Source organism: Sphingomonas bacterium, assembly GCF_028292945.1.
In the GTDB taxonomy this organism is placed as follows: Bacteria; Pseudomonadota; Alphaproteobacteria; order Sphingomonadales; family Sphingomonadaceae; genus Sphingomonas.
The window spans coordinates 1-3,627 of record NZ_JAQGLJ010000118.1; the positions used below are offsets into that span (position 1 = coordinate 1).

Annotated in this window: 3 protein-coding genes and 1 pseudogene; all 4 read left to right on the forward strand. The window is 68.6% G+C overall.

Annotated elements, in window-relative coordinates:
* On the forward strand, positions 1 to 118 hold a 118-nt coding region (locus JWN21_RS12530), incomplete at its 5' end, for a thymidylate synthase (protein ID WP_299650629.1).
* A 139-nt stretch (positions 119 to 257) separates the two neighbouring features.
* On the forward strand, positions 258 to 731 hold the full coding sequence (locus JWN21_RS12535) for a dihydrofolate reductase (protein WP_299650623.1): 474 nt from the start codon (positions 258 to 260) through the stop codon (positions 729 to 731).
* Between the two features lie 136 nt (positions 732 to 867).
* Complete coding sequence (locus tag JWN21_RS12540; protein WP_299650626.1) at positions 868 to 1,794, forward strand: bifunctional riboflavin kinase/FAD synthetase; 927 nt, start codon at positions 868 to 870, stop codon at positions 1,792 to 1,794.
* 157 nt (positions 1,795 to 1,951) lie between these two features.
* Positions 1,952 to 3,627: pseudogene (locus tag JWN21_RS12545) on the forward strand (class I tRNA ligase family protein); the annotation flags it as partial.

A 3,627-nucleotide genomic window follows, 5' to 3' on the forward strand; every position in this document is an offset into this window, starting at 1 on the left:
GCTGCCGCGGCTGGAGATTGTGCGGCGGGCGCCCGCGATCGACGCGTACGAGTATGAGGACTTCGTGCTGCATGGGTACGAGGCGCAGCCGCACATCAAGGCGCCGGTGGCGGTGTAACTCCCCTCCCGCTTGCGGGAGGGGAGCACAGCTTCTCCCCTCCCGCTTGCGGGAGCGGTTGGGGGTGGGCATGTCCCCGATGGATGACCTCGCTAGACGTGCCCACCCCTAGCCCCTCCCGCGAGCGGGAGGGGGATTGATGATCACCTTCGTCGTGGCACGCGCGGACAACGACGTGATCGGGCGTGACGGCGGACTGCCGTGGCACCTGCCGGCGGACTTGCGGCGATTCAAGGCGCTGACGCTGGGCAAGCCGATGATCATGGGGCGCAAGACGTTCGAGAGTTTCCCCGCAGCCCTGCCCGGCCGGCGGCACATCGTGCTGACCCGCGATCGGGGGTGGCGAGCGGCGGGTGCGGAGGCGGCGCATTCGGTCGAGGAGGCGCTGGCGTTGGCGGGCGGAGACGTGTCGGTGATCGGGGGGGCGGAGGTGTTCGCGCTGTTCCTGGAGCGGGCGGATCGGGTGGAGCTGACCGAAGTGCATATCGTGGCTGACGGAGACACGGTGATGCCGGGGTTTTCCGGCTGGCGCGAGATTGGGCGGGAAGATCATGCGGCGGCGGGGGAGCGGCCGGGATATTCATTCGTGACGTTAACGCGGTCCCAGCCATAGCCCTCCCCGGCGGACGCCCGGGTCCAGCCCGCGGCCCGGCCGACTGGGCCCCGGCTTCCGCCGGGGAGGGGCCGGGTCGCGGGCACAACTACAGGACAGGGTAGAAGCAGTTTGCCTACGCCCCTATACCCTCCTCATGCAGCGCCTCGCAGGTGACCTTCCGGCCCCGGCCGCGCTCCGGGGCGGCATCGTGGCGCTCGGCAATTTCGACGGGTTTCACCTCGGGCATCAGGCGGTGGTCGGGCGCGCGGTGGCGCGGGCGCGCGCGGAGGGGCGGCCGGCGCTGGTGGCGACGTTCGATCCGCATCCGGTGCGGTTCTTCCGGCCCGATGCGGCGCCGTTCCGACTGACCACGCTCGACCAGCGCGAGCGCCTGTTCGCCGCCGCCGGCGCGGACGCGATGGTCGTGTTCCGGTTCAACGCGGTGTTGGCGGCGTTGACGGCAGCGCAGTTCGTCGCGGAGCGGCTGGTCGGCGACCTCGGCGTCGCCGGGGTAGTGACGGGCGAGGATTTCACCTTCGGCCACGCGAAGGGCGGCAATGTCGCTGTCTTGGCGGAGCAGGGGAGGGCGCACGGGTTCGCCGCCGAGACGGTCGGCCCGGTGGCGCTCGACGGTGAACCCGTGTCGTCATCCCGCATCCGCGAAGCGTTGCAGCGCGGCGACCCGCGCGCGGCGGCGCGGCTGCTGACGCGGCCGTTCGCGATCGAGGGCGTTGTGCAGCATGGCGACAAGCTGGGGCGCACGATCGGCTACCCGACGGCCAATCTCGACATGGGGCCGTATCTGCGGCCGGCATACGGCATCTATGCGGTGCGCGGGCGGCTTAGCGACGGTCGCGTGCTGGACGGGGCGGCGAACCTAGGCGTGCGGCCGACCTTCGAGCCGCCGAAAGAGCTGCTGGAGCCATATTTCTTCGACTTCGCGGAGGATGTGTACGGGCAGACGATCGAAGTCGAGCTGGTCGAGTATCTGCGCACCGAGGCGAAGTTCGACGGGCTGGCGGCGCTGACGGCGCAGATGGAGTTGGATTGCGCGCGGGCCAGGGTAGTGCTCGCGGCCTGATCAACTTACAACGTCACCCTGAACTTGTTTCAGGGTCCATGCGACACCGCAGCGTCGGGGACGATGGTAGCCGTCGCGCATGGATGCTGAAACGAGTTCAGCATGACGGGAGGGCAGGGTGACGTTAGCCGAAACTAACGCTAGACGCGCCGCACCAATGACCGACGCCGACCTCCCCAAGCGCGACTACCGCGACACCGTCTTCCTGCCGAAGACCGATTTTCCGATGAAGGCGGGCCTCGCCGCCAAGGAGCCGGCGATCCTGGAACGCTGGCAGCGGATCGGGCTGTACGACCGCCTGCGCCGCGAGCGCGCCGGGCGCGAGCGGTTCATCCTGCACGACGGCCCGCCTTACGCCAACGGCAACATCCACATGGGTCACGCCATGATGAAGACGCTGAAGGACTTCATCGTGCGGTCGCAGACACTGCTCGGCAAGGACGCGCCGTTCGTGCCCGGCTGGGACTGTCATGGCCTGCCGATCGAGTGGAAGGTCGAGGAAGCGTATCGCGCCAAGAAGCTGAACAAGGACGAGGTGCCGGTCGCACAGTTCCGCGCCGAGTGCCGCGCCTATGCGCAGGGCTGGATCGACGTGCAGCGCGAGCAGTTCCAGCGGCTGGGCGTGATGGGCGACTGGGCGGACCCGTACGTCACGATGAGCTTTGCCGCCGAGGCGGCGATCGCGGGCGAGCTGTTGAAGTTCGCGGAATCGGGCCAGCTGTATCGCGGCGCCAAGCCGGTGATGTGGTCCCCGGTCGAAAAGACCGCGCTCGCCGAGGCGGAGGTCGAATATGAGGACGTCGTGTCGACGCAGATCGACGTGGCGTTCGAGATCGTCGAGGCACCCAACGCGCCCGAACTGGTCGGCGCGCATGCGGTGATCTGGACGACGACACCGTGGACGATCCCGGTGAACCAGGCGCTCGCGTATGGGCCGGAGATTGAGTACGGCGTCTATGTATTTGAGTGGGAGCAGGACGATACTGCGGCGGTCCCAATCGAAGCCGACCTGGCGACTGGCTTCGTCGGAACCGAGGAAATCCGAGAGTTCCGATACATCATTGCCGACGCTCTGGTTGACGCTTTCAAAGCTCGCCTGTCGTCATCACCGGAGCAGTCCCCTCTTGCCTTACAGGTAATGCGACGGGTGGGCGCTGCCTCCGGCTCGCAACTTGCCGGCGTCATCGCGCGTCACCCCATGCACCACCTCGGCGGCTTCTTCGCCAAGCCCCGGCCGATGCTGCCGGGCGAGTTCGTCACGACCGACCAGGGCACGGGCCTCGTCCACATGGCGCCCGACCATGGCGAGGACGATTTCCTGCTGTGCAAGCAGTACGGGATCGACCCGGTGTTCGCGGTCGATGCCGCGGGGATGTACCGGCCGGACTGGGCGTGGCTGGGCGGGCAGGGCTCGGTCATCAACAAGAAGTTTGTGGCGGCTGATGGTCCGATCTGTTCGGACCTGCGCGCGGCGGGGGCGCTGCTCGCGGCGTCGGACGATTTCAAGCACAGCTATCCGCATTCCTGGCGGTCCAAGGCCAAGGTGATCCAGCGCGCGACGCCGCAATGGTTCATCGCGATGGACAAGCCGCTCCCCTCCCGCTTGCGGGAGGGGCTGGGGGTGGGCGCTCCGTCTGCCACGGAGTATCCGGTCGAGAGCGGGGGCCCACCCCCCGGCCCCCTCCCGCAAGCGGGAGGGGGAGCCACCCTCCGCTCCACCGCCCTCGACGCGATTGGCGCGACTCGCTGGATCCCCGCGCGCGCGTAGAACCGCATCCGCGCGATGGTCGAGGGCCGCCCCGATTGGGTGATCTCCCGCCAGCGCGCATGGGG

What these genes read in the sequence shown, in the direction of transcription:
- JWN21_RS12535 (WP_299650623.1), top strand. Translation starts at nt 258, where the DNA reads ATGATCACCTTCGTCGTGGCACGCGCGGACAACGACGTGATCGGGCGT.
- JWN21_RS12540 (WP_299650626.1), top strand. Translation starts at nt 868, where the DNA reads ATGCAGCGCCTCGCAGGTGACCTTCCGGCCCCGGCCGCGCTCCGGGGC.